The 24,870-nt window shown below is 71.8% G+C and carries 22 protein-coding genes and 2 pseudogenes; 16 read left to right on the forward strand and 8 right to left on the reverse strand.

The annotated features are described in order from the left end of the window. Positions 1 to 3 precede the first annotated feature (3 nt). Positions 4 to 687 carry a response regulator gene (locus IT780_RS06175; RefSeq protein ID WP_067508792.1) on the forward strand — a complete coding sequence of 228 codons (684 nt, stop codon included), beginning with the start codon at positions 4 to 6 and terminating at the stop codon, positions 685 to 687. A gap of 137 nt (positions 688 to 824) precedes the next feature. Here IT780_RS06175 and IT780_RS06180 read toward each other — a convergent pair whose 3' ends face one another. Beyond that, the gene (locus IT780_RS06180) at positions 825 to 1,667 is read right to left on the reverse strand and encodes a DUF3109 family protein (RefSeq protein WP_199510800.1); all 843 of its coding nucleotides are present in this window, start codon (positions 1,665 to 1,667) and stop codon (positions 825 to 827) included. 143 nt (positions 1,668 to 1,810) lie between these two features. Here IT780_RS06180 and IT780_RS06185 point away from each other — a divergent pair, with 143 nt between their 5' ends. Continuing rightward, a complete protein-coding gene (locus IT780_RS06185; RefSeq protein ID WP_199510417.1) occupies positions 1,811 to 2,632 on the forward strand; it encodes a sugar phosphate isomerase/epimerase family protein in 822 nt (273 codons plus the stop codon). 22 nt (positions 2,633 to 2,654) lie between these two features. Here IT780_RS06185 and IT780_RS06190 read toward each other — a convergent pair whose 3' ends face one another. Further along, positions 2,655 to 3,191, reverse strand: a complete 537-nt coding sequence (locus IT780_RS06190; RefSeq protein WP_199510418.1) for a CGNR zinc finger domain-containing protein — start codon at positions 3,189 to 3,191, stop codon at positions 2,655 to 2,657. A gap of 91 nt (positions 3,192 to 3,282) precedes the next feature. Here IT780_RS06190 and IT780_RS06195 point away from each other — a divergent pair, with 91 nt between their 5' ends. The 5 genes and pseudogenes from IT780_RS06195 to IT780_RS06215 all read left to right on the forward strand — a co-directional run bounded on the left by IT780_RS06195 (position 3,283) and on the right by IT780_RS06215 (position 7,581). Then, the gene (locus IT780_RS06195) at positions 3,283 to 4,203 is read left to right on the forward strand and encodes a proline dehydrogenase family protein (RefSeq protein WP_199510419.1); all 921 of its coding nucleotides are present in this window, start codon (positions 3,283 to 3,285) and stop codon (positions 4,201 to 4,203) included. Positions 4,204 to 4,381: 178 nt separating this feature from the next. Then, positions 4,382 to 4,594, forward strand: coding sequence for a helix-turn-helix domain-containing protein (locus IT780_RS06200; protein ID WP_199510420.1), 213 nt, complete (start codon positions 4,382 to 4,384; stop codon positions 4,592 to 4,594). Positions 4,595 to 4,840: 246 nt separating this feature from the next. Next, complete coding sequence (locus IT780_RS06205; protein ID WP_007465623.1) at positions 4,841 to 4,942, forward strand: 30S ribosomal protein bS22; 102 nt, start codon at positions 4,841 to 4,843, stop codon at positions 4,940 to 4,942. Positions 4,943 to 5,014: 72 nt separating this feature from the next. After that, positions 5,015 to 6,079: pseudogene (locus IT780_RS06210) on the forward strand (NAD-dependent epimerase/dehydratase family protein); the annotation flags it as partial. Positions 6,080 to 6,663: 584 nt separating this feature from the next. Further along, entirely contained in the window at positions 6,664 to 7,581 is a 918-nt protein-coding gene (locus IT780_RS06215) for a lysophospholipid acyltransferase family protein (protein ID WP_372443632.1), read from the forward strand. A gap of 125 nt (positions 7,582 to 7,706) precedes the next feature. On the opposite strand, the gene IT780_RS41625 is transcribed toward IT780_RS06215, so the two are convergent. Both IT780_RS41625 and IT780_RS06225 read right to left on the reverse strand, forming a co-directional pair. Continuing rightward, positions 7,707 to 8,882: a DUF5667 domain-containing protein gene (locus IT780_RS41625; RefSeq protein ID WP_199510422.1), complete on the reverse strand. Its 1,176-nt coding sequence runs from the start codon at positions 8,880 to 8,882 to the stop codon at positions 7,707 to 7,709. 181 nt (positions 8,883 to 9,063) lie between these two features. Next, positions 9,064 to 9,921, reverse strand: a complete 858-nt coding sequence (locus IT780_RS06225) for an ECF subfamily RNA polymerase sigma factor, BldN family (RefSeq protein WP_233412407.1) — start codon at positions 9,919 to 9,921, stop codon at positions 9,064 to 9,066. Positions 9,922 to 10,305: 384 nt separating this feature from the next. Between IT780_RS06225 and IT780_RS06230 the strand changes: the two genes are divergently transcribed. The 8 genes from IT780_RS06230 to hemB all read left to right on the forward strand — a co-directional run bounded on the left by IT780_RS06230 (position 10,306) and on the right by hemB (position 18,663). Beyond that, on the forward strand, positions 10,306 to 11,829 hold the full coding sequence (locus IT780_RS06230) for an AMP-binding protein (protein WP_199510424.1): 1,524 nt from the start codon (positions 10,306 to 10,308) through the stop codon (positions 11,827 to 11,829). Continuing rightward, positions 11,826 to 12,074, forward strand: a complete 249-nt coding sequence (locus IT780_RS06235; protein WP_199510425.1) for a glutaredoxin family protein — start codon at positions 11,826 to 11,828, stop codon at positions 12,072 to 12,074. Before IT780_RS06230 ends, IT780_RS06235 begins: the two co-directional genes overlap by 4 nt. Positions 12,075 to 12,083: 9 nt before the next feature. Next, positions 12,084 to 12,725, forward strand: coding sequence for an HAD family hydrolase (locus IT780_RS06240; RefSeq protein WP_199510426.1), 642 nt, complete (start codon positions 12,084 to 12,086; stop codon positions 12,723 to 12,725). 268 nt (positions 12,726 to 12,993) lie between these two features. Beyond that, entirely contained in the window at positions 12,994 to 13,743 is a 750-nt protein-coding gene (locus IT780_RS06245) for a redox-sensing transcriptional repressor Rex (protein WP_199510427.1), read from the forward strand. Beyond that, positions 13,740 to 15,035, forward strand: coding sequence for a glutamyl-tRNA reductase (locus IT780_RS06250; protein WP_199510428.1), 1,296 nt, complete (start codon positions 13,740 to 13,742; stop codon positions 15,033 to 15,035). The genes IT780_RS06245 and IT780_RS06250 overlap by 4 nt, the downstream gene beginning before the upstream one ends. Next, positions 15,032 to 15,961, forward strand: coding sequence for a hydroxymethylbilane synthase (gene hemC / locus IT780_RS06255; RefSeq protein ID WP_199510429.1), 930 nt, complete (start codon positions 15,032 to 15,034; stop codon positions 15,959 to 15,961). The genes IT780_RS06250 and hemC overlap by 4 nt, the downstream gene beginning before the upstream one ends. Further along, positions 15,958 to 17,544 (forward strand): bifunctional uroporphyrinogen-III C-methyltransferase/uroporphyrinogen-III synthase, encoded by a 1,587-nt coding sequence (locus IT780_RS06260; RefSeq protein ID WP_199510430.1) that lies wholly within the window; start codon positions 15,958 to 15,960, stop codon positions 17,542 to 17,544. Before hemC ends, IT780_RS06260 begins: the two co-directional genes overlap by 4 nt. A 129-nt stretch (positions 17,545 to 17,673) precedes the next feature. Beyond that, positions 17,674 to 18,663 carry a porphobilinogen synthase gene (gene hemB / locus IT780_RS06265; protein ID WP_199510431.1) on the forward strand — a complete coding sequence of 330 codons (990 nt, stop codon included), beginning with the start codon at positions 17,674 to 17,676 and terminating at the stop codon, positions 18,661 to 18,663. A gap of 22 nt (positions 18,664 to 18,685) precedes the next feature. On the opposite strand, the gene IT780_RS06270 is transcribed toward hemB, so the two are convergent. The 4 genes and pseudogenes from IT780_RS06270 to IT780_RS06285 form a co-directional block, all read right to left on the reverse strand. Continuing rightward, on the reverse strand, positions 18,686 to 18,889 hold the full coding sequence (locus IT780_RS06270) for a hypothetical protein (RefSeq protein ID WP_199510432.1): 204 nt from the start codon (positions 18,887 to 18,889) through the stop codon (positions 18,686 to 18,688). A 316-nt stretch (positions 18,890 to 19,205) separates the two neighbouring features. Continuing rightward, a pseudogene (locus IT780_RS06275) lies at positions 19,206 to 21,542 on the reverse strand (lamin tail domain-containing protein); the annotation flags it as partial. Positions 21,543 to 21,673: 131 nt separating this feature from the next. After that, positions 21,674 to 22,696: a GNAT family N-acetyltransferase gene (locus IT780_RS06280; protein ID WP_307831065.1), complete on the reverse strand. Its 1,023-nt coding sequence runs from the start codon at positions 22,694 to 22,696 to the stop codon at positions 21,674 to 21,676. 81 nt (positions 22,697 to 22,777) lie between these two features. After that, a complete protein-coding gene (locus tag IT780_RS06285) occupies positions 22,778 to 23,656 on the reverse strand; it encodes a lysozyme family protein (RefSeq protein WP_199510435.1) in 879 nt (292 codons plus the stop codon). A 626-nt stretch (positions 23,657 to 24,282) separates the two neighbouring features. Between IT780_RS06285 and IT780_RS06290 the strand changes: the two genes are divergently transcribed. Then, positions 24,283 to 24,507: an FmdB family zinc ribbon protein gene (locus IT780_RS06290; RefSeq protein WP_199510436.1), complete on the forward strand. Its 225-nt coding sequence runs from the start codon at positions 24,283 to 24,285 to the stop codon at positions 24,505 to 24,507. Positions 24,508 to 24,870 lie beyond the last annotated feature (363 nt).

A 24,870-nucleotide genomic window follows, 5' to 3' on the forward strand; every position in this document is an offset into this window, starting at 1 on the left:
CCATTGGCTCGCGTGCTCGTGGTCGAGGATGAGGAGTCGTTCTCCGACGCCCTGTCGTACATGCTCCGCAAGGAGGGCTTCGAGGTGTCGGTCGCCCCGACCGGGACCTCGGCGCTGACCCAGTTCGACCGGACCGGCGCCGACATCGTCCTGCTCGACCTCATGCTGCCCGAGATGTCCGGCACCGAGGTGTGCCGGCAACTGCGGCAGCGCTCCGCCGTACCGATCATCATGGTGACCGCCCGGGACAGCGAGATCGACAAGGTGGTCGGCCTGGAGATCGGCGCCGACGACTACGTCACCAAGCCGTACTCGCCGCGCGAGCTGGTCGCCCGGATCCGGGCCGTGCTGCGCCGGCAGGGCGCGGAGGCGGCCGAGGTGACGACGCCGACGCTGGCCGCGGGGCCGGTCCGGATGGACGTGGAACGGCACGTGGTGACCGTCGACGGGACCGGGGTGCAGCTGCCGCTCAAGGAGTTCGAGCTGCTGGAGCTGCTGCTGCGCAACGCGGGCCGGGTGCTGACCCGTGGGCAGCTGATCGACCGGGTCTGGGGCGCGGACTATGTCGGCGACACCAAGACGCTGGATGTGCACGTCAAGCGGCTTCGGTCCAAGGTTGAGCCGGAGCCCAGCGCTCCTCGGTACATCGTTACCGTGCGTGGTCTGGGGTACAAGTTCGAGCCCTGAGTTTTTGGTTGCGGTGGGGCTTCGGGGGGAGGGGATGACCCACTCCGGGCGGTCAGGCTTGATCCCTGCGTGGGCCATCCCCTCCCCCCGAAGCCGTTGTGGTCCGGCTTTGCGCTTCGGCGGCGGCCGATCCTGTGTCAGGAGCGCGGTGGGGCTGCGGGTTCGCGGCCGCCGCGCTTCTTGGGGGCTTGGGCTGCTTGGGCGGCGACTGTGGCGGGGTGGGGGGCCACCAGGTTTGACTCCAGGCGGGCGTCGCAGAGGCGGGCTAGCTCGTCGTAGGCCTTTTGGCCGATCAGGGCGGCCAGCTCGGGGCCGTACGAGCGGTACATGGGTTCCGTGCCCACGTGGGCGTCCGGTGACGACGTGCACCACCAGTCGAGGTCGTGGCCGCCGGGGCCCCAGCCGCGCCGGTCGAACTCGGTGAGGGTGGAGAGGAGGTACTTGCTGCCGTCCGGGCGCTTCGTCCAGTCCTGCTCGCGGCGTACCGGGAGCTGCCAGCAGACGTCCGGCTTGTAGATGAGCGGGTGCACGCCGTCGCGCAGCGCCTGGGCGTGCAGGGCGCAGCCGCCCCCGGCCGGGAAGCTCGCGTCGTTGAGGAAGACGCACGGGCCGTCGTCGGGCTGGGTGGCCGTACGCCGGGCCGGCTTGGACCCGTCGATCGTGTCCATCTCCGTGTAGTTCTTGAACCCGCGCCGGTAGTGCTGCCACGTCTCGGGCGTCAGCTTCGCGGCCGCGGCCTTGATCCTGTTCTCGTCGTCCGCGTCGGTGAAGAACGCGCCGTGCGAGCAGCAGCCCTCGTTCGCGCGCCCGGCGATGATGCCGTGGCACGCCGAGCCGAACACGCAGGTCCAGCGGGAGAGCAGCCACGTCAGGTCGGCGCGGACCACGTGCTGGTCGTCGGCCGGGTCGGTGAATTCGATCCATTCACGAGGAAAATCCAGATCGACCTCGCGGGCGCGGGCGGCTGCCGCGTCGTCCATCACAATGCGGAGCTGGGTGCGGCGACTCACCTGCGACAGCGTACGCGCGTGCCCCCGGCACCGGCGCGCAGCGGGCCGGGTTTGCCCCCTTGTATACCGACCGAGGAACTGGCAGAGGTGGCCGACGGGTCTACCCTTGACGCGTGACTTCCCGTGTCCCCGTACTCCTGTCCAGCTCCTCCGTCTTCCCCGAGCCGACCGCGGCCGCGTTCGAGATGGCGGCGACGGTGGGCTACGACGGCGTCGAGGTCATGGTCTGGACGGACGCCGTCAGCCAGGACGCCGGCGCCCTGCAGGGCCTGGCGAAACACTACGACGTCCCGGTGCTCTCCGTGCACGCGCCGTGCCTGCTCGTCACCCAGCGGGTGTGGAGCCCGGACCCGTGGGAGCGGCTCGCCAAGGCGGCCGAGCTCGCCGAGACCCTGGGCGCGCCGACCGTCGTGGTGCACCCGCCGTTCACCTGGCAGCGTGACTACGCGCGCAACTTCGCCGAGGGCCTCGCGAAGGTGCAGGCCCGGCACCCGGACACCACCTTCGCGATCGAGAACATGTACCCGGTGCGCATGGCGGGACGGACCTTCGTGCCGTACGTGCCCGGCTGGGACCCCACCGAGGCGGGCTACGACGCGTACACGCTGGACCTGTCGCACTGCGCGGCTGCCCGCACCGACTCGCTGGAGATGGCCGACCGCATGGGCGCGGGCCTCAAGCACGTCCACCTCGGCGACGGCACCGGCGAGGGCCGCGACGAACACCTCGTCCCGGGCCGCGGCACCCAGCCCTGCGCCGACCTGCTCCGCTCGCTGACGAGCCGGGGCTTCCGCGGCTCGGTCGCGCTGGAGGTCTCCACCCGCAAGGTGAAGAGCCGGGACGTACGGGTCCAGGACCTGCGCGAATCGCTGGAGTTCGCCCGGCGGCACCTGGCACCGGCGGAATCCAGCACACCGGCCGTGACCAGCGCCTGACCCGGTCAGTCGGCCCGGCTGGCTACGCGGGGGTGAGTGTCGCTGCGCGCTTGCGGGCCCGGTGCGCCGCCACGTGTGACCGGGTGGCGCAGCGCTCCGAGCAGAAGCGGCGGCAGTTGTTCGACGACGTGTCCAGGTAGACGTTGCCGCAGCGGTCGTCGGCGCAGATGCCGAACCGGGCGCTGCCGTACTCGCAGAGCCAGACCGACAGGCCCCACACCGCGCCCGCGAGGTATTCCGCGCTGACCGAGGCGCCGCGGCTGGTCACGTGCATGTGCCAGTCGCTCGCGTCGTGGCCCGAGATGCGCGGCTGCACCGGATGTGCCTCGAGCAGCGCGTTGAGCTCGGTGACCGCCTGCGCGTCGCGGCCGGACGTGCCGTACTCGAAGACGTCGCGCAACCGGCGCCGGGCCCGGCGGAAGATCGCCAGGTCCTTCTCCGTGACCTCGGCACCCATCCAGGCGAGGTCCTCACCGAAGAGTGACCTCAGCCCGTCGAGGTCGTCGAGGCCGGCGTTGACCAGCTCCACGGCCGTGCGCGCGTACGCATCGAAGTTCACCGGACAACCGTATCCTCACCTGCCCCGCGACGGACATGGCTGTGGACAAGCTCGGCGCGACCGGCGCCCGGACGGGCGATACGCTCGGCTCATGCTCCGATCCGTCTTTCTCGCCGCCGCCGGGTCGTCCCGGATGGAGCGGCTGGTCTCCTCCGCGCCGGTCACCAAGGGAATCGTCAAGCGGTTCGTCGCCGGTGAGGGTGTCGACGACGCGCTGAGCGCCAGCCGCGCGCTCGCCGATGACGGCCTGGGGATCAGCCTCGACTACCTGGGCGAGGACACGCTGACCGCGGAGCAGGCGACCGCCACCAAGGACCAGTACCTCACGCTTCTCGGCCGATTGAAGAGCTCCGGCCTGACGCCGGCGGCCGAGGTCAGCGTGAAGCTCTCGGCGCTGGGGCAGAAGGTCGACGACCGGATGGCGTACGAGTACGCGCACGCGATCTGCGCCGCGGCGGCGGAGGCGGGCACCACGGTCACGCTGGACGCCGAGGACCACACGACGACGGATTCGACGCTGGAGATCCTCGCCGAGCTGCGCAAGGACCACCCGGGCACGGGCGCGGTGCTGCAGGCGTACCTGCGGCGTACCGAGGGGGACTGCCGGGAGCTGGCCACGGCCGGGTCGCGGGTGCGGCTGTGCAAGGGCGCGTACGCGGAGCCCGAGTCGGTCGCGTACCAGTCGGCGCTGGACGTCGACAAGGCGTACGTACGCTGCCTGAACATCCTCATGTCGGGTGACGGCTACCCCATGGTCGCCACCCACGACCCCCGGCTGATCGCGATCGCGGAGGACCGGGCGCGGTGGTTCGACCGCCAGGCCGACGAGTTCGAGTTCCAGATGCTGTACGGCGTACGCCCCGAGGAGCAGGCCCGGCTGGCCGGCGCGGGGCACACGGTCCGCGTCTACGTGCCCTACGGCGACCAGTGGTACGGCTACCTGATGCGCCGCCTCGCGGAGCGCCCGGCCAACATGGCGTTCTTTGGCAAGGCCCTGGCAAGCCGGAAGTAGGTCACCTTTCGGGGCAAAGACCGCGTGTCGCCTTGACTTTTTGTAGCCATTTCACGGAACGCATCGCGCTGGTAACAGCCGTCTCGATACCGTACTGATGACACGCGCGCCCGCCCGCCGCGGCGCAAGGCCTGACCGGCCGCGGCGGAGGCGCCTGCGAAAGGATCGGTGCGAGGAGATGACGGGTCCAGCCCAAGCCGAGGAGCGCCTCGCCGAGGTGCGTTTCCTGACCGTGGCGGAGGTCGCCGCGCTCATGCGGGTCTCCAAGATGACCGTCTACCGGCTGGTGCACGGCGGGGAGCTGACCGCCGTACGGGTGGGCCGCTCGTTCCGCGTGCCCGAGCACGCCGTGCACGCCTACCTGCGCGGAGCGTTCTCCCAGACCGCCTGAGGGGCCTGCGGATCCCGGCACCGCCGCGAGGTGCCGGTCGTGCGCGCGTACGCGTGAATCGGCTCGCAGCAGCAGTCGCCAGGGGGCGTGTTGGTCCCTCGGCGGGCAGGCCGCTACGCTGGGGCGGTTCGCCCGTGATACCCGTGAGTGCTCAGGCGCCGGGGTGAGGGGCAAACCGCTGTCAGTCCGGCCGGCGTGTCATCGCGCGCAGCGGCCGGCCCCACATGGTTTCGAGAGGCATTACGTATGGGCTCCGTGGTCAAGAAGCGCCGCAAGCGTATGGCGAAGAAGAAGCACCGTAAGCTGCTGCGCAAGACCCGCGTCCAGCGTCGCCGTCTCGGCAAGTGATGCCCGGCCGGGCCACCGGCCCGGCCGTCCACTTGCCGTCGTAACGCGAAAAGCCGCACGTGAGAGGCGCCCGTGGTGTCGTCTGAAGCCGCGGCCCCGCCGCGGGTCGTCGTGGTCACCGGCATCAGCCGTTTTCTCGGCGCCCGGGTGGCCTCCCGTCTCGCTGCCGATCCGCGGATCGAACGTGTCATCGGCCTGGATCCGCACGACCCGCCGCCGGCCTACGCGGGCCTGCTGACGGACGTCGAGCAGATCCGGGCCGACGCGCGCGCGGCCACCACGGCCATCGCCGAGCTGAACGCCGAGGCGGTCGTCCACCTCGCCGTCACCAGCGCGCCGGATCCGCACCACGGCGGACGCGCGGCGATGAAGGAACAGAACGTCATCGGCACCATGCAGCTGCTCGCCGCCGCGCAGAGCGCGACCCGGCTGCGCAAGCTCGTGGTGCGCTCCTCCACGGCCGCGTACGGCGCCTCGTTCCGGGACCCGGCCGTCTTCACCGAGGACACCGAACCCCGCGCGGTGCCGCGTGGCTCGTTCGCGCGCGACATCCTCGACATCGAGGGGTACGTCCGCGGCTTCCGGCGCCGCCGCCCCGAGGTGGCCGCGACGGTCCTGCGGTTCGCGCCGTTCATCAGCGACACGGCCGAGACGACGCTGACCCGCTACTTCGCCCAGCCGGTCGTGCCCACGGTGCTGGGCCGCGACGCCCGGCTTCAGTTCGTCCACGTCGACGACGCGCTGGAGATCCTGCACCGCGCGGTGATCGAGGACCACCCCGGCACGTTCAACGTGGCCGGCGCGGGCGTCCTCGCGCTCTCCCAGGCCGTACGCCGGGCGGGCCGCGTCGCCGTGCCGCTGCCCGAGGCGGCCCTGTCCTCCGTGGCGGCACTCGCCCGCAACCTCGGGGTGGGTGAGATCGGCCTCGACCAGATCGATCTGTTCGTGCACGGCCGGGTGGTCGACACCGCGCGGCTCGTGAAGGAGTTCGGCTTCACGCCGCGCAGCACGGCCGCCGCCTTCGACGACTTCATCCGGGGCCACAGCAACGGCTCGTCGCTGACCGCGGACCGGCTCGCGACCGCGGAGCAGGCGATCCTCGACGGCATCCGCCGGGTACGCGCTGCCGCCGCGGGCGGGTCCCCGGACGCTGCCGGAAGCGGGTCCTCGGGCGCCGCCGCGGGCGGGTCCCCGGACGCTGCCGGAAGCGGGTCCTCGGGCGCCGCCGCGGGCGGGTCTCCGGACGCTGCCGGGTCTCCGGACGCTGCCGAGAATCATGAGGCTGTGACGCGATGAGCAACGACGACTTCCACCCCGCGCTGCCGGGCAACGCGGACTTCGCCCTGCCGCAGGCGCCCGCGCCCAAGCCGCTGAACGGCAAGCGTCCGATCCCGATGCCGGACCCGCCCCCGGCCGCCCGCCGCCCCCGCCGCGCGGCCGCTGCGGCGGAGAGGGCTGAGGTGGCCGCCGAGCTCGCCGCGGACAAGGCCGAGACAGCGGCCGAGAAAGCCGAGCTGGCAGCCGAGCTCGCCGCAGACAAGAACGAGCTGGCGGCCGAGCTGGTCGCGGACAAGGACGAGCTCGCCGAAGAGGGTGAGACGGCCGCGAAGAAGGCGGAGACGGCCGCCGACGCCGGGACAGCCGCCGACGCCGGGACGGCCAAGCCCGCTCCCCGGCGGCGAGCCCGCAAGCTCGCACCGAAAGCCCAGGCCAAGCCCACCATCACCCCGACCCCGACCCCGATCCCGGACGCGGCGCAGATCCCGGCCGGGCAGCCGGAAACCACGCCGGACACCGTGGACATCTGGGATCAGCGGGTCGCCCGAGGGCTGGCCTTTCTGCGGCGGCGGCTCGCCGGGGCGTACGAGGTGGACGACTTCGGCTTCGATCCCGAGCTGACCGACACGGTGTTCCACCCGATGCTGCGGGTGCTCTACCGCGACTGGTTCCGTACCGAGGTGTTCGGCATCGAGAACGTGCCGGAGAGCGGCGGCGGGCTGATCGTCGGGAACCATTCCGGCACGCTGGCGCTCGACGCGCTGATGCTCACCACCGCGCTGCACGACCAGCACCCGCGCGAACGGCATCTCCGGCTGCTCGGCGCCGACCTCGTGTTCCGCATGCCGGTGCTGTCGGAGCTGGCCCGCAAGGCCGGCGCCACGGTCGCCTGCAACCCGGACGCCGAGCGGCTGATGAGCGACGGCGAGCTGGTGGGTGTCTTCCCCGAGGGGTTCAAGGGCATCGGCAAGCGCTTCGCCGATCGCTACAAGCTGCAGCGGTTCGGCCGCGGCGGCTTCGTGTCGGCCGCGCTGCGCACCGGTACGCCGATCGTGCCGGTCGCGATCGTCGGTGCCGAGGAGATCTATCCGATCCTGGCCGACCTCAAGCCGCTCGCCCGGCTGCTCGGGTTGCCGTACTTCCCGGTGACGCCGACCTTCCCGTGGCTGGGCCCGCTGGGGCTCGTGCCGCTGCCCAGCAAGTGGCTGATCCAGTTCTGCGAGCCGATCCCGACGTCGCACCTCACCGAGTACGCCGACGATCCGCTGGTCGTCTACAACCTCGCCGACCAGGTGCGCGAGACCATCCAGGCGACGCTGCACTCGTTGCTGGAGAAGCGGCCCGACCCGTTCGGACCGTGAGACGGGTCTTTTTCTCACAACCGGTCGAAAGCTACAGTACGCAGTGAGGGGCGGCCCCGACTCTTGAAGTCGGCACCGCCCCTCGCCACATGGAGAGCCACATGCACTGAGCTACATGTGTTGACCTACTTGCCGCCGAAGATGCCGCCCAGCAGGCCGCCGAGCAGCCCCTTGTCGTCCGCGGTCGGCGGGTTCGCCGGATCCTCGGAGATCATCGGCTCCGGGTCCAGGCTCGCCGGGGCCGCCGGGTCGCCGGCGTTCAGCGTTCCCGCGCGGCTGCCGGTGCCGGTGCTCGTTCCGGTGGCGCCGGGCGTCGCCGAGGCGCTGCCGCTGACCTTGGGCTTCGCGGTCTTCTTCGCCTCGCCGTTCTTGCCGGGCGCCTTCTTCTCGCCCTGCCCCTGGCCCTGCCGCCGCTCCGACGTGGTGGAGTCGGAGGCGCCGGCCTTGCACGACTTCAGCTCGGGCCCGAGCGCGTCGCTGCGCAACGGGGTGACGGTGCTGCAGCTGAGCCCGTCGCGGACGTTGTCGGCACGCCGCTCGACCGCGTCGAGCAGGCTCACCGAGCGCTGCGCGCGTTCGGCGTTGGCCTGGCTGAGCCCGTCCAGGGCCGGGGTGATGACCCGGCGCTGGTTGGCGACGAACGAGTCGACGGAGGCCAGGTCGGTGGCCTGGCGGCGGGTGACCGCCGCCGAGGTGAGCAGCTTGACGCCCTGCTTGGTGTCGGCGTCCATGTCGTCGAGGGCGTCGGCGAACCGGCTGTCCTGGCCGTTCATCGCGGCCGCCTCGGCGAGACGGTTGCGGGCGAACGTCAGGGAGAGCTGGCCGCGGGTGATGTCGGAGCCGGCCATCGCCAGCTGGGCGCGTTCGGTGGAGCGCTTGACCCCGTACAGGGCGTCGCCGGGCGCGGCGTTCTCGCTGGCGGCGGAGATCCCGGAGACCGCCATGGCGCCGGCGGCGACGCCGATCACGATGGCGCCGCGGGCGCGGATGCGCTTGCCGGTACGGCCGAACAGCTTGCGGACCGGTTCGGCGACGTCGGGTTCCGGGTCGGGCGCGGTGGCCGTCTCCCCGATCCCGTCGCGTTCCGCCGTGGCGATCAGCATGGCCCGCAGGCCCATCCGGAACTCGGGATCGACCTGGACTGCGGGCCGTGCCGCGGAGAGGCTGTGCCCGATGGCGACCAGCTCGGCGAGTTGTTCGTCGGCCTGGCCCCGGGCGTGGTGGCGACGGCCGCCGCTGGTCTCGTCGAGAAGCTCCGCGAAGCGCTCGGCGCTCCGGCGGTCGAGGAAATCGAAGCTCACCGAGGGCACCTCCCTTCGCTCGTGAGTGACCCACCGGCGAGGTTGCCGGTGGGCGCGACGGAACCGGTGGAACGCTGGCCCACCACGGGTCGCACCCGGACAAACGCTCGACCGGCGGGCCCGGTTACGGGTGCGAGCTGGGCAACAACGGTCTGAGAGATCGACATCGGGGAAATCGGCGTCACCACTGGAACCCTTCGGGCAGCAGGCGGGCGAGCGCCCGGACGGCCCGGTACTGCAGCGCCTTGATGGCGCCCTCGTTCTTGCCCATGGTCCTGGCGGTCTCGGCCACCGAGAAGCCCTGCAGGAAGCGCAGCACGATGCACTCCTGCTGCTCCGGATTGAGCTGCTTCACCGCGGTCAGCAGGGCGACGTTGGTGATGTGGTCGACCACGGCGGCCTCGGGGCTACCTTCCGGCCCGCGGTCCTCGCGGTCGGCGTCGAGCACGTCGCCGGTGGTCACCTCGAGCCGGTACCGGCCCGACTTGAAGTGGTCGGCGACCAGGTTGCGGGCGATGGTGACCAGCCACGCGCCGAGGTCACGGCCCTGCCAGGTAAAGCTGCCGATGCGCTTGAGGGCCCGCAGGAACGTGTCCGAGGTGAGGTCCTCGGCGAGCTGGCGGTTGCCGACGCGGAAGTAGACGAACCGGAAGACGGTGTCCACGTAGCGGTCGTAGATCAGCCCGAAGGCCGCCGAGTCGCCGGCCTGGGCCCGCTCGACCAGCGCCCAGACCTCGGCCGCGGCGTCGCCCGGGTCGGGGCGGGCCGGATATTTCGGTGGCTCGGTCGGGGCGGGCGGCCCGGTCGTGCTCTGCGCCGGTACGACCACGGCCTGCTCCCCGTCGGTTGCGCCGGCCCGTCCGGGTCCCGGCTGCTGCGGAGGCTGCGGCCGCCCGGGTACGGCGACCCGGCCGCTCTTCGAGTTGCCCGTGGGCGGCAGGTGTCCCAGCGGGGACTCGTTGATGTGCGGACGGTTCCGGGTGCGCTTGGGGCTGTCGCCGCGGATCGCGTTGGCGACTCCGTCGCGTAACGAGGTCAACCCCTCCGGAAGGCTCGGGTAAGCCGCGAAGAGCTCGCGGCTGTACGGATCGCCGGCGTACACATGACTCACTGCGCCTCCTTGACCCGGCGGGCCGTCGAATGAGGGGTGTCCGAAAGCGGTCCACAACAAAACGGGGTGAAGCGGACCCGATCGCCGGGCCGGCCCCACCCACGAAAGTGGATCGGCGTTACACAGACGGGAAGTATTGCGGAGCTCAAGCACAGGGAGTCGCACACCGTGTGCGCTGCGCGAAATTGGCCCGAAGTGGCACAGAGGCGACATGGCGCGCCTCTGTCACCATGTGGGACTCTCTGTGATCGAACGCGGACAGGCTGTCCGACGCTCCCCGTACGGGCAGGCGGTGTGCCAGACTCGGGCGTCGTGGGAGAGCGCACCGCCGATCCGGCCCGTGACCCCGTCCGCGACGCCGCGCGCCGGCGCCCGGACAGCCCCGCGCTGATCGCCGGGGACACCGTGCTGAGCTGGGCAGACCTGGACGAGCGCGTGGATCGCGCCGCCCGGCGACTCGCTTCCGGGACGGCGCCCGGCGACCGGGTGGCGATCATTCTCGGTAACACCCCGGAATTCGCCGCCGCCTATCTCGGCACGCTGCGCGCGGGGCGGGTGGCCGTGCCGCTCAATCCCGGGTACGCCGCGGACGAGGTGGCCTTCGCGCTGACGGACAGTGGCGCGGCCCGGGTGGTCGCCGATGATGCGGTGCTGGGTCGTCTGCGGTTGTCGGAGGGGGTAGCCGTACCGTCATCGGATCTTTTCGGGGTGGTGCCTGGCGAAGCCCTGCCCGCGGCAGCGACGCCGGCCGCGACCGACCTCGCGGTCCTGCTCTACACCTCCGGGACGAGCGGGCGGCCGAAGGGCGCCATGCTCACGCACCGTGCTCTCGCGGCGAACAACGATCAGTTGCAGCGCATCGATCCGGCGGTCGTGGGCGAGGCCGACGTGGTGCTGCTGGCGATCCCGTTCTTCCATGCCTACGGCCTCAACACCGGGCTCGGCGCGGTCGCGCACCACGCGGCCTGCGGTGTGCTCGTCGACCGCTTCGACCCGGCCGAGACCGCCTCGCTCATCGCGAAACACCAGGTTACCGTGGTCGTCGGGGTGCCGTCGATGTATGCGGCGTGGTCCCGCACGCCCGGCGCCGACTTCCGGCGGGTGCGCACCGCGGTGTGCGGCGCGGCGCCGCTCGACCCTGCCGACGCGGCGCGGTTCACGGCCGTGACCGGGGCCGGCATCCTGATCGGGTACGGACTGACGGAAGCGGCGCCGGTCCTCACGACGACCGCGGTGAGTGACCGCACCAAGGTCGGATCGATCGGTCGTCCGCTCCCCGGAGTGTCGCTGCTGCTGCGCTCCGCGGACGGGGCCGTGCTCTGGCGCGACGGCTCGGCCGCCGAGCCGGCCACCGACGACCTCGATCTGGACCTCGAGGTCTCCACGGGCACGGACCCGGGGGAGATCGTGGTGCGCGGCGACAACCTCTTCTCGGGCTACTGGCCGGACGGGCGCGACGGCCCGGACGCCGACGGCTGGTGGGGCACCGCCGACATCGCGTACGCGGACGCCGACGGCGATCTCGTCCTGGTCGACCGGATCGGCGAGCTGATCCTGGTGAACGGCTTCAACGTCTATCCCGCCGAGATCGAACGGGTACTCGGCGAGCACCCGGGCGTGGCCGAGGCGGCCGTCGTCGCCGTCGCGGACGAGCGGACCGGGCAGGCGCCGTACGCGTACGTCGTCGCCGCCCTCGACCCCGCGCCGACCCTGGCGGAGCTGGAAGTGTTCTGTTCCGCCCGGCTCGCGCGGTACAAGCTGCCGGTGGGCTTCGAGATCGTCGACGAGCTGCCGCATTCGGCGATCGGCAAGGTACGCAAGGGAGAGCTGCGATGAACCGCCTGACCCTGATCAGCCGCACCGGCTGCCACCTCTGCGAGGAGGCCGAGCAGGTGCTGGACCGGATCGCCGCCGGCGGGTGGACCCGGGTCGAGGTCTCCGACTCGATCGAGCTGGAGCGCGACTACGGCGACCGGGTGCCGGTGGTGCTGCTCGACGGCAAGGAGCACGGCTACTGGCGGATCGAGGAGGAGCGGTTGCTGCGGGATATGGCTCGACCGCCGGGGGCCCCTCGCCTGTAGCCTCTCGCCGTGGCGCGTACGCATCTTGTCTGGGACTGGAACGGCACCCTGCTCGACGACCTCTCGCTCGTCGTCGCCTCCACGAATCACACGTTCGCCGCGATCGGCGGGCGCAGCGTGGACTCCGACGAGCATCGCCGGCGCTTCCGCCGGCCGGTGAGCGAGTTCTACGCCGAGATCCTCGAGCGGGCGATCACCGACGAGGAGTTCGAGGAGCTCGACCGGATCTTCCACGAGGCGTACCGGATGGGCCTGACCACGATCCCGCTCGCGGCGGACGCCGAGGCGGCGATCAAGACCTGGCCGGGTACGCAGTCGCTGCTGTCCATGTGGTTCCACGACGAGCTCGTCCCGGCCGTGGAGTCGCGCGGGCTCGCCGGCGTGTTCGCCCGGATCGACGGCCGGCCCACGGAGGTCGACGGCGGCCTGAAGGCGGGTCACCTGGCCCGGCACCTCGATCAGCTCGGGCTCGCCGGCGAGCAGGCCGTTCTCATCGGCGACTCGATCGACGACGCGGACGCCGCCGCCTCGGTAGGCGCGCTGTGCGTGCTCTACACGGGCGGTTTCACCGAGCCTGCGCGGCTGCGTGCCTCGGGCCTGCCGGTCGCCGACTCGCTGCTGGAGGCGGTCTCGCTCGCGACGGCGCTGTGACCTTCCGCGACGGCCGTGTGATCCTCGTCGTCGGGATGCCGGTGGTGCTGGTCGATGGCCCCGGAAAGCGGTAATACTCTCCACAGGTGTCGGCGTGCGAATAGCACGCTGACTTGATCTTTGTCCAGTTCCGCTATCAAGATCGCGATTTGTGCACGCCTTCACAAGCGCCTATTCTGTGACTCCGACGAGCCCCGCTACCACAGCCGGTCGATCCAGGCCACAGAGGGCTCACCGCAGGTCCGCCACCTCGTCGGCACGGAGTCAGATGAGTCAGCAGCGTCAAGGAAACGCGTCCGGCAATGCCGGTGCAGTGCCCGCCTTCCCGGACCTCCCGGAGGCGACGATCGCGCGGCTGCCGGAATATCTCCGAGCTCTGCACAATCTCGCCGAGAACGGTTCGGACACGATCTCCAGCGAAGGCCTCGCGGCCGCGGCCGGCGTCAATTCCGCCAAGCTCCGCAAGGACCTCTCCCACCTCGGGTCGTACGGCACCCGCGGCGTCGGCTACGACGTCGCCCTGCTCGTCGACCAGATCGAATACATCCTCGGCCTCGACCAGCGCCGAGCGGTCGCTCTCGTCGGCGTCGGTAACCTCGGTCACGCGCTCGCCGGCTACGACGGCTTCGCCAGCCGCGGTTTCCGGATCGCCGCGCTCTTCGACGCGGACCCGGCGCTGGTGGGCGAGACGATCAACGGGCTGATCGTGCGGCACATCGACGAGCTCGCGCGGGCCGCGGTCGAGGAGGGCATCGCCATCGGCGTCATCGCCACCCCGGCCGGCGCCGCGCAGGGCGTCGCGGACGAGCTGGTGGCCGCGGGGGTCACCAGCATCCTGAACTTCGCGCCCTGCGTGCTGTCCGTGCCGGCCGGCGTCGACGTGCGCAAGGTCGACCTCGCCATCGAGCTGCAGATCCTCTCGTTCCACGAGCACCGCAAGGCGTCGCTCACCGCGCTGCCCGGCGGACGCGGGGCGGCCACCGTCGGCGGTGCGAACCAGGAGGCGGTCGGATCGTGAACCTGCTCAGCGTCGGAGCGTCGTACCGCACCGCCGGGGTCGGCACGCTCGAACGCCTCACCATCGCCGGCCCGGACATCCCGGCCGTGCTGCAGAAGCTCGTCGCCCAGCCGTACGTCGGCGAGGCCGTCGTGCTCTCCACCTGCAACCGCGTCGAGGTGTACGCGGCCGTCTCCGGCTTCCACGGTGGCCTCGGCGACGTCTGCGCCGTGCTCGCCGAGGAGTCCGGCATCAGCGCCAGCGAGCTCGCCGGCCACCTCTACGTGCACTACGACGAAGCGGCGGTGCGGCACCTGTTCCGGGTGTCCTCCGGCCTCGACTCCATGGTCGTCGGCGAGGCGCAGATCCTCGGCCAGCTCCGGGACGCGTACCACGCCGCCACCGAGGCCGACAGCGCCGGCCGCCTCCTGCACGAGCTCCTGCAGCAGACGCTGCGGGTCGGCAAGCGCGCCCACGCCGAGACCGGCATCGACCGCGCCGGGCAGAGCGTGGTCACCGCCGCCCTGGACGTGGCGGCCGACACCTTCGCGGGCGACCTGAGCGGTCACCCAGGGCTCGTCATCGGCGCCGGTGCGATGGGCGCGCTGTCCGTGGCCACCCTCACCCGGGCCGGCGTCGGACCGCTGCGGATCACCAACCGTGGCGCCGAGCGGGCCGAGCGGCTCGCCGAGGCGTACGGCGCGACCGCCGTCCCGTTCGCCGACCTCGACTCCGCCCTGGCCGAGGCCGACCTGATCATCTGCGCCACGGCCTCCACCGAGCCCGTGCTCACCGCCGACCGTCTCGCCGGGCGTGAGCGCCCGCTCGTGGTGCTGGACCTCGCCGTGCCGCGCGACGTCGCCCCCGGGGTCGCCGACCTGCCCAACGTGACGGTCATCGACATCGACAGCCTCGCCGCCACCCGCCGGACGCAGCCCGCTGCCGCGGAGACCGCCGCTGTCGAGCAGATCGTGGCGAGCGAGGTCGACCACTTCCTCGCCTGGCTGCGGGGCGCCGAGATCGCCCCGACCGTTGCCGCGCTGCGCACGCGCGCCGACGACGTGGTCACCGCCGAGCTGCGCAAGCTGTCCGCGCGGCGGCCGGAATTCACCGAGGAGCAGCGGGCCGACGTTTCCCGTACCCTGCACCGGGTCGTCCAGCAACTGCTGCACTCGCCGACCGTACGGGTCCGGCAACTTGCGGCGGAGCCGGGCGGCGACCAGTATGCGGCGCTGTTGCGGGAGCTGTTCGACCTCGACGTTCCGCACGCCACCCAGGCCGACGCCGTACCCGAGATCGGAGGACAAGCGTGAGCTCCCCGCTGCGCCTCGGAACCCGGGGCAGCGCCCTCGCCCTCGCCCAGTCACAGATGGTCGCCTCCGCGGTCACGGCCGTGTCCGGCGTGCCGGTCGAGCTGGTGCCCATCGTGACCCCGGGAGACCGTTCGTCCGCCCCGGTCGCGCGGCTCGGCGTCGGCGTGTTCGTGTCGGCCCTGCGGGACGCCCTGCTGGCGAACGAGATCGACTTCGCCGTGCACTCGTACAAGGACCTGCCCACCGGGGAGCACCCCGGACTGCACATCGCCGCCGTGCCGCAGCGCGAGGACCCGCGTGACGCGCTCGTCGCCCGCGACGGGAAGACGCTCGCGGAGCTCCCACCGGGCGCCACCATCGGCACGGGGGCGGTGCGCCGAATCGCGCAACTGCATGCTTTGGGCCTACAGTTGCAGGTCACGCCGATCCGCGGCAACGTCGACAGCCGCATCGCGCGAGTGCTCGGCCCCGAGGCCGACCTCGACGCGATCGTGCTGGCGCGGGCCGGCGTGGTGCGTCTCGGACGGGCCGCCGAGATCACGGAGACGCTGGACCCGATGCTCATGCTGCCCGCCCCGGCTCAGGGTGCGCTGGCGGTGGAGTGCCGGTCCGGCGACGCAGACCTGGTCGAGCTGCTGGGGGCGCTCGATCATGCACCGTCCCGCGCCGCCGTCACGGCGGAACGGGCGATGCTTGCCACGCTCGAGGCCGGGTGCTCCGCCCCGGTCGCGGCACACGCCGAGCTCGCCGAAGGCGAGGACGGCGACGAGATCTACCTGCGCGGTGCGGTGATCAGCCCGGATGGGGCCCGAGCTGTCCGGCTGTCGCGCACCGGAACGCCCGCCGACGCGGCGGAGATCGGCAAGGCGCTCGCCGCCGATCTCCTCGAAAACGGCGCCGACACCCTGATGGGGAGCACAGAATGACCACCCGCACCGCCCGCAACCGCGCCGGACGCATCGCGTTCGTCGGCGCCGGACCCGGCGACCCGGGGCTGCTGACGCGCCGGGCCCACGACACCCTCGCCGACGCCGACCAGGTCGTCTACGACCGGGGCGTCCCCGAGTCGCTGCTCGCGGCGATCAAGGCGGAGGCCAAGGAGGACACGCAGTTCAGCCCGGCCGAGGGCGCGCCCGGCGACGTCGCCAAGGTGCTGCTCTCGGCGGCGAAGTCCGGCCTGTCCGCCGTCCACCTCGTCGCCGGCGACCCGTTCGGGCACGAGGCCGTGGTCCGCGAGGTGCAGGCGGTCGCTCGCACGGCCGTGCACTTCGAGGTGGTACCGGGCCTGGGCCAGGCGGAGGGCGTCGCCACGTACGCGGGCGTGCCGCTGCCGGGCGTCCGCACGGTGGCCGACATCGACGACGTGGCGGCCCTCGACTTCGACGCGCTCGCCGCGGCGACCCAGAAGGGCTCCTTCGCGGTGGCGGTGGACGCCGGAGACCTCGCCGCGGTCCGTGACGGCCTCCTGGCCGCGGGCGTCGAACCCGGCACGGCGGTCGCGGTGACCGGCGACGGCACCGGCGAGACCCAGTACACGACCACCTCCACGGTCGACAGCTTCGTCGCGGCGGCGCTCGGCTTCACCGGCCGGGTGGTGCTGACGGTCGGCTCGGAGGTCGCCGAGCGCGACAAGCTGAGCTGGTGGGAGAACCGGCCGCTGTACGGCTGGAAGGTCCTCGTGCCGCGCACCAAGGAGCAGGCGGGGGCCATGAGCGCCCGGCTGCGCGCGTACGGCGCCATCCCGTGCGAGGTCCCGACGATCGCCGTCGAACCCCCGCGCACCCCGGCGCAGATGGAGCGCGCGGTCAAGGGCCTGGTCGACGGCCGCTACGCCTGGGTGGTCTTCACCTCGGTCAACGCGGTCCGCGCGGTCTGGGAGAAGTTCGCCGAGCACGGCCTCGACGCCCGCCACTTCGGCGGCGTGAAGATCGCCTGCATCGGCGAGGCCACGGCCGACGCGGTCCGCGACTTCGGCATCCAGCCCGAGCTCATCCCGTCCGGCGACCAGTCCAGCGAGGGCCTGCTGGCGGAGTTCTCCCCGCACGACGAGATCCTCGACCCGGTCGGCCGGGTGCTCCTGCCCCGCGCTGACATCGCCACGGAGACCCTGGCGGCCGGCCTGATCGAGCGCGGCTGGGAGGTCGACGACGTGACGGCGTACCGCACGGTCCGCGCCGCCCCGCCGCCGGCCGACATCCGCGACGCCATCAAGTCGGGCGGCTTCGACGCGGTCCTGTTCACGTCGTCCTCGACGGTCCGCAACCTGGTCGGCATCGCCGGCAAGCCGCACGCCCGCACGGTGGTCGCGGTGATCGGCCCGAAGACGGCGGAGACGGCCACGGAATTCGGCCTGCGCGTGGACGTCCAGCCCCAGCACGCCTCGGTCCCCGACCTCGTCGAGGCGCTCGCCTCGTACGCGGTGGAGCTCCGGGAAAAGCTGGCGGCCATGCCGGCCAAGCAGCGCCGCGGCTCGAAGGTCCAGGGCCCGACGGCGCTCCGGTTCCGCTGATGATGTGAGCCGGGCCGGACGCGCTAGTGGTGCGTCCGGCCCGGCTGTCTTTCCGGGCTGTCGTGGTGCGGCGGGCCTGGCTGTTTTCCGGCCTGCCGTGGCGCGGCGGGCCTGGCAGAGGGAGTTCGCATGTCTTACCCGGACATCCGCCCGCGCCGGCTGCGGCGCACGGCCGCGATGCGTCGGCTGGTCGAGGAGACCCGCGTGTCGCCCCCCGAGCTGGTGCTGCCGCTCTTCGTCAAGGAGGGCCTCACCGAGCCGCGGCCGATCTCGTCGCTGCCCGGCGTCCTCCAGCACTCGCGCGACTCCCTGCGCAAGGCCGCCCACGAAGCCGTCGGCGCGGGCGTCGGTGGCCTGATGATCTTCGGCGTGCCCACGGCCGAGAACAAGGATGAGACCGGCTCCCGCGGCATCGACCCGGACGGCATCCTCAACGTCGCCATCCGGGACGTCGTCGCGGAGGTCGGCGACGCCACCGTCGTCATGAGCGACCTGTGCCTCGACGAGTTCACCTCCCACGGCCACTGCGGCGTCCTCACCGCCGACGGCACCGTCGACAACGACGCCACCCTCGACCTCTACGCCCGGATGGGCGTGGCCCAGGCCGAAGCCGGCGCCCACGTCGTCGGCCCCTCCGGCATGATGGACGGCCAGGTCGGCGTGATCCGGCGTGCCCTCGACGAGGCCGGTCACCAGGACGTCGCTGTCCTCGCGTACGCGGTCAAGTACGCCGGCGCCTTCTACGGCCCCTTCCGCGAGGCCGTCGAGTCCACCCTCCAGGGCGACCGCCGCACGTACCAGCAGAGTCCCGGCAATCTCCGCGAGGCGCTGCGCGAGGTGGACCTGGACGTGGCCGAGGGCGCGGACATGGTCATGGTCAAGCCGGCGTTGCCGTACCTCGACGTGGTGGCCGCGGTCCGCGACCGGGTGACCGTGCCGGTCGCCGCCTACCAGGTCTCGGGCGAGTACGCGATGGTCGAGGCGGCCGCGGCGAACGGCTGGATCGACCGTGAGGGCGTGATGCTGGAGACCCTGACGTCGATCAAGCGGGCGGGCGCGCAGGTCATCCTGACGTACTGGGCTGCGGAGGCCGCCCAGTTGCTGCGCAGCCGGTACTGACCCGGCCGGCCGGCGCAGGCACTCAGCCCGAGGGCTCGGCTTTGGCCGGTCTGGGTGTCTCACCGCCCTGTTCGGGCCGGTCGCTGTAGCGCTGCTCGTCCGGCTCCCACGGCTGGTCGGGTGAGCCCTTGTTCTGCCTCTCGGCGGACGCCCTGCTCTGACCTGTTTCCTCGGCGGGCGTCCCAGCGTTCCGGGAGGCCTCGATGTCCAGCGGCTCGTCTGTCATGCGAGGCACGCTACCCGTCCGTCGACCGCCGATTCGGGTTGTCCACAACGCGCGAGTATCCACAGGGCACCCGGCGGGCTCGACGGAAATCCGGCACCCTCGGCGCGTGCTCAAGCTCGTATCAGCCACTCGTCAGCCGATCCCTCACCTGGATGCTGCGCCCGGCTCGGCCCTTCGCCGGTCGGCTGGCTGGGCCCTTCGCCGGTCGGCTGGCTGGGCCCTTCGCCGGTCGGCTGGCTGGGCCCTTCGCCGGTCGGCTGGAAACACAGCTGCCGGGCCCGCACGAAGCGGACCCGGCAGCGGTAGGCCGTACCGGTCAGTCGTCGTTCTTGATGACGCCCGTCGCCGACGGATCGGTCTGACGGACGTCGCCCAGACCCGCGACCACGAGCGTGAGCTTCTCGTCCGGCTCGCGGAGGCGGTCGCCGCGCACCTTGACGGTGAAGGTCACGCCGGTCTCACCCGCGGGGATCGACTTGCACCCGAAATAGGGATCGAAGTCGACGATCGGCCACGCCGAGCCGGGCACCGCGGTGGCGCACACCGTGAGCGGCTGGCTCAGCGGGCGCGACAGACCGACGGGGAAGCCCAGCGCCGTCGTCCCGCTGTTGCCCTCGGACACGGTGGCGTCGGTCGGGATCAGTGCCGCCTTCGACTGGAAGCGGGCGATCTGCGGGTCGTGGTCGCTGGAGCCCTTGGAGCCGTTGGCCTCGTCCTCGGCCGCCCAGTCCGCGTTGATGTGTGCGGCCCGCATCTCGATCAGGTCGCCGTACAGGGCCTCGTTGACGAAGAGGTTGTCGAGCGTCTGGGCCTGGCCGTCGAACACGTACGAGTACGCCGACGCGGGCGCGTCCGCCACCAGGTCGTCCCAGAGGTTGTGCAGCCCGGCGTCGTAGAGCGGCCCCAGCTGGTCGGCCGGCTTGGCGGGGACCGGCTCGTCCGGCCGGGGGAAGACGTTCAGGTCGCCGCCGTACGCGATCCGCGCGTGCGGGTGGCTCGCCTCGATCGCCGTGGTGATCGCGCCACCGTAGGTCGCCTGTTCCCGGCGCTGTCCGACGCGGCTGTCCGGACCGGAGCTGTAATGGTTGCTGATCGCCCACAGCTGGAAGTGCTCCGAGGCGCCCGGCGCGGCCTTCACGTCGAAGAGCGCCACCTGCGGCGCCCGGGTGAAGACGTTGGCACCGTCCACCCCGGTGGACCGGTCCACGTCGGCGGGGAGCACCGCGTTGAGAGCCTTCGGGTTGGACACGTCGGCGTTGCCGGCGAGCGGGGTGCCCCGGTACTGCACCTGCGGCGCCGAGCCGAGGATCGGGTCGTCCGCGGAGGCGGCCGCGAGCGACAGCCGGTCGGTGCGGTAGAGGAACGCCGCCGTGATCCCGCGCGCGTCGGCGCCGGTGCGGTCGAACGCCGCCGCGTACGCCGGCCCGCCCGCGTTCTTGATGGTGAGCGCGAGCTCCTGCAGCGTGTCCGGCCGCCCGTCCGCGTTGTTCGTGTCACCGCAGCTCAGCGCGGTTCCCGAGACCGTGCAGATGTCCTGGTCCTCGGCTTCCTGAGCCAGGATGACGTCGGGCGAGTGCATGCTGTTCACGATCTGGTCGGCCAGGTTGCCGAGCTTCTCGGTGTACGCGGCCTCGCTCGCCGGGACGTAGTCGAACGGTGGGCTGACCCCGGGGCACCCGGAGTTGCCCGTGAAGTCGCAACCGTCGAACGGGTCATCGCGGTAGTCGTACAGGTTCTCGACGTTGTACGTGGACACCGCGAACTCGGAGCCGCGCTTGGCCGGCTTCGGCGGGTTGTTCTTCGACGGGTCGGCGCCCGCCGCGAACTCCGCGGTCGACGGCTGAAGCCCGTACTTGTTGAAGGCGTAGTAGACGCCACCGACCGCGTCGGCCGACAACGTGTCGAAGGTCTTCACCGGCGGCAACAGGGTGCTGTTGTCACCGGCGGTCGCCTTGACGCCCATGGGGCCGAGCAGGATGCGGTCGCCGTTGCCGTTGTCGAAACGGGCCGGGTCGTCGTCCAGCGGGTGGGCGTCGCGGAAGACCCGGCGCGCGTACGGGTCGGCGCGGTCCAGCAGGGGGTCGTCCCTGTCGACGACCCAGATCTCGGCGTCGGCCGTGTCGCTGAAGACGTTGCGGCCCGAGACGGCGCCGGAGCCCGCGCGCACCCGCAGCTGCATGCCCTCGTGCCGCTCCCAGAACAGGTCGGCCGCGGCCACGTCGACCGGCGGCGTCGCGTCGTCGATCTGGACGTCGCTCATCGGTACGCCCGAGTCGAGCTTCGTGACCAGCGACGCGCTGGAGAGCTGGGTCAGCGAGAAGTATTCGGACACCCGAGCCTTGACCACGATCTCGTCGCCGACCGTGGGCACGTAGCCGCCGATCAGCGACGTGAACGAGCCCATGAACACGAAGATGCCGTCGGAGCTGGCCGGGTCACCGTCCTCGGTGCCCTTGCGGCTCTGCAGGAAGAAGCCGTTCTGGTCGGCGCCCGCGGCGGTTCGCGCCAGCGTGCGCTGCGTGACGACACCGCGTACCTCGTACAGGGTGCTGCTAGTGCCGTTGCCGGACGGGTTCGCCAGTGGGGAGCGGTGCGTGCGGGGCGAGGATGTGGTGCTGCCCTGCACCGCGCCGACCGACAGGGGTTCGTCAGCCGCCCGCGCCACGCCTGGGATCAACACAGCCGTCAGAACGGGGGCAACAAGAATGGGCAATATGCGTGGGTAGCGCACGAAGCCTCCACAGCGGAGCTTGAAAAGGGGTACGCCGACCCTAAAGGTCCAGGTCAGTCCGTGGGTTCCAGCCTCTGTACCAGTTGCGCAACGTCGGCGATGTATTCGTACCAATCCCGGTCGGACTGGAAGCCCAACTCGGCGTTAACCTTCAGCATCGACTCGCTGTGCTGCGCGTTCCAGGTCTGCACCTCGCGCAGACCCGGCTCCGCCGTCCGCAGCTCGAGCAGCATCCGGGCCTTGATCGCCCGGTCGATCCCGTAACCGCGATGGTCTCGCACGACGATGGTGTCGTACTGGTCGGCGCGTTCCGGATGCTGCGCCGGCACGACCAGCTCCGTCAGGCCGGCAACCGTCCCGGTCGCCTCGTGGATCGCGAGCACGATGTACGGCTTCAGCCCACGCCGGTGCAACGTGTCGAGGCTGTCCCGCAGGCGCTGCGGATCGGACGAGCTCGGACGCAGATCCAGGTCGTTGTCGTCGCCGTCCTGACCCTCGAGCTTCGCCTGCGCGTACGCCTCCAGCAGGCTCTCCGGCGGGCCACCCGGGTGGTACTCGACGCGGTATCCGGCGCTGATGCCGCCCGCCATGGTGCTCAGGGCGCTCCAGTCCACGCTGGACAGGGTCAGCACGCTGCGGGTCTCCACGTACTCCTTCTCGAAGCCCAGCGCCTCGTAGAAGGGGATCGCCGGGGTGTCGCCGATCGCCTCGACGCCGATCGACGAGAACCCCTCGAGGTACGCCCGGCGGGCTGCGACGGCGACCAGTTGCTGACCGAGGCCGCGGCGGCGCAGATCGGGGTGCACGAGCACCTCCAGCACGCCGATGTCACCCAGCAGCAGGAGGGTGACGTGCCCGAAGACCCTGCCCGTACCCTCGGGGAGGCGGTCGTCCTCGGCCACCCAGCTGATCCGGCGCTCGCCCGGCATCGTCTCGGCCAGGTAGTCCCTGACCTGCACGTCCTGCCACGGTGGATCGTCCGGGAGATCCGCTGCGAGCACGTCGTTCAGCGTCTCCACGAGCGATCGGACCTCCTCGTCCGACGCGGACCGGGGATCCCACTCACGCACCCTCACCCGTACAGCTTGCCGGTATCTCGACATTCAGGGAAGTGCCGGGGGAGCAAATGTACGCGACCCGTCACTGTGGGTGGTCTGCTAGACGCGGCTGCGCTGGCCGTATTCGTTGGCGGCGTCGAAGACTTTCTGAGCGTACGGGCGTACAGCGTTGTAGGACAGGATCGCGTCCCACCAGGCGTCCGCCCTGGACAGGTCGCGTCCGCCCCGGCACAGATAGACGGCCGCGGCGAGGGCGGCGTCGTCGATGTCGTTGGGATCCGAGACACCGTTGTTGTCGGCGTCCACCGCGTTACCGACCGAGATCTCGTTCCACGTCTGCGGGATGAACTGCAGCGGCCCCATCGCGCGGTCGTACTGGGCGTCCTTGTCGAGTACGCCCTGATCGGTGTCGCGGATCAGCTGGCGGCCGCCCTTGCCGTCGAGCGGCAGACCGAAGATCGCCGGTGCCACCGTGCCGTCCACGCCGAGCACCGCGCCGTTCGCGCTGCCGTGTGCGGATTCCACCTTCGCGATGGCGGCGACAGTGGTCCAGCTCAGGTGGCAGCTCGGGGCGGTACGGCCGACGACCAGCTCGGCGTACCCGTAGGCCTGGACGGCGACCACCGGGATCCCGACCCGGGTCCCGGTCTGCTGGGCCCACCCGGCGAGCACGTCGGCGGGCCGGCCGCCGGCAACGCCCACGGGCGGGGCCGTGGGCAGGCCGCCCGGCGCGGTCGCCGCGGAGCTGACGCCCGGCAGGCTCGGCAGCCCGCTCGCGTTGGGCAGCGGCGCGCCCGACCCCCCGCCATCCAGGCCGAAGTTCGGCGTCGCGCTGGGCGTCGGCGCCGACTCCAGAGCCTGCGGTACGAGGTAAGCACCGGCCGTCCCCGCAGCGCCGAGGAGCAGCACGGCTATGACAGCCGGCAGGATGAACCGGCCGGACGGGCGCTTGGCCCACTCCGAGGTGCTGCGAACCACGCGTACGGGATTGGCCTTGCGCAACACCCGGGTGGTCCGGCCGCGTGCCGCGAGTGCGGCGGCCGTGGCGGATGGCGCTGTCGCATCCCCTTCCGGCTGCTTCTCCCCGACCTTGGTCGCTGCCGGAGGGCTCGCTGCCTTTTCGGTCGGCTTGTCCTTTGCCGGCGCGTCGTCCGAGCTTCCGGCCGGCTTGTCGGCGGCCTTCCCAGCCGGCTCCTTCGCGGGCGACTTGTCACCGGTGCCGGTTCGCTCGTCCGCTGTCGAGGCCGGCGAGTCGGCTGGGCTTTCGGTCTGCTTGTCCGCTGCCGACGGAGACGCCGGCTGCGCGTCCGCCGACGCGGTGCGCTGCTCAGGCGTGGTGTCGGATCGCTTCTCCGCCGTCGCGGCGAGCGGCTCATCGGGCGCGGCACCCGAGCTGCCCAGGGGACCGCCGGAGTGCGGCGCCGCCGGTCGCTTCGAGGGTGTGTCGTGCCCGTCTACCACCCGCAGAAGACTACCGGTCGAGGGCCACCGCCGGGTGCCGCGGATTCTGGCCACCAGGGTGCATCGGCTCTGGCCAATCCGTGGTCAACAACTACGCACCTGCGATGCAGCGCGAGTGCCGGTCCAGCCCATACGCTGTTCGGATGCCGCGATACGACTTCCGTTGCCGCGCATGCGGTGACACCTTCGAACTGAATCGCCCGATGGCCGAGGCGTCGGCCCCGGCGACCTGCCCGCACGGCCATAGCGACACGGTCAAGCTTCTCTCCACGGTCGCCGTCACGGGCCGGGGCGGCGCTGCGCCGTCCGTGCCGGCCGGCGGCGGTGGTGGTGGGGGCGGCTGTTGCGGTGGGTCCTGCGGCTGCTGACAACCAGCGGTGCTGGGTGCGGCGTCTCCGCCAAGGCGAGCGAACCGGACGGATGAGCGGCCGGGCAATCGATCCGGCTGGGCGAGCGACTCGGCCGGGTGATCGATCCGGACGACCGCGACCCGGGTGGGTGGGGCAAGCCCGTGACTGAGCGATCCGTGCGCGCGAGCGAGTCCTGACCGGCGGTGAATGGTCGACGACCGAGTTACTCCGCAAACAGGGTCCGGGGGTCGGCCGATCGCCGTCCGTGCCCTGACCGTGGCAGTCGTCGATCCCGGGTGAGTGATCAGGTCAGGGGTCCAACCGCGACAGCGACTCCAGCCGGGCTCAACTCGCCCACCACCGTGGATAGCGGGCCGCCAC

Origin of the sequence: Nucisporomicrobium flavum (genome assembly GCF_016464385.1) — a bacterium.
Taxonomy (GTDB): domain Bacteria; phylum Actinomycetota; class Actinomycetes; order Mycobacteriales; family Micromonosporaceae; genus Actinoplanes; species Actinoplanes flavus_A.